The 544-nt window shown below is 62.5% G+C and carries 1 protein-coding gene; it reads left to right on the top strand.

Features of this window, described 5'->3' with window-relative positions; all coding sequences use genetic code 11:
* Positions 1 to 13: 13 nt before the first annotated feature.
* A partial coding sequence (locus PKF00_RS44260) for a site-specific integrase (RefSeq protein ID WP_271223794.1) occupies positions 14 to 544 on the top strand: 531 nt, incomplete at its 3' end.

Here is a 544-nt window from a genome sequence, read left to right as displayed (position 1 = left end):
CACCGCGCCGTCGATGGCGGACCTGTGGGATGCGTATCTTGAGCAACACGCCAAGCCCAACAAGAAACCCCGGAGCATCGCCGAGGACGAGCGGCTGTGGCGCATGCACCTCTCGCCCCGTTTCGCCAAGGAGAAGGTGGCCAACGTCGGGGTGGCGGAGGTCCGCACGATGATGTCGAAGATGCGCGACACCCCCGGAGCCGCCAATCGTTCCTTCGCGCTCCTGTCGATGATGTTCACCTTCGCGATCCAGAACGAGTGGCGCGAGATCAACCCCTGCCGTGCGGTCAAGAAATACCCGGAGAACCAGATCGAGCGTTATCTTTCGGCGGAGGAGGCCGAACGCCTGCTTGCGTCCTGCGACGCAGACGAAAACCAGACCGCAGCGCGCATCGTAGAGTTCCTTGTCCTTACCGGCGCTCGCAAGAGCGAGGTCTTCTCGATGGAGTGGCAGCACCTTCAAGGTCTGTCGAGCGACACGCCGACATGGCTGATCCCGTCGGGTCAGCAGAAGGGCGAGCGCCTTAAGCGGAAGGTGTTTTCC

The organism is Streptosporangium carneum, assembly GCF_027922005.1.
Classification (GTDB): Bacteria; Actinomycetota; Actinomycetes; order Streptosporangiales; family Streptosporangiaceae; genus Streptosporangium; species Streptosporangium carneum.
The sequence above is the reverse complement of the archived record's forward strand: the minus strand, read 5'-3'. Positions and strand labels throughout refer to the sequence as shown.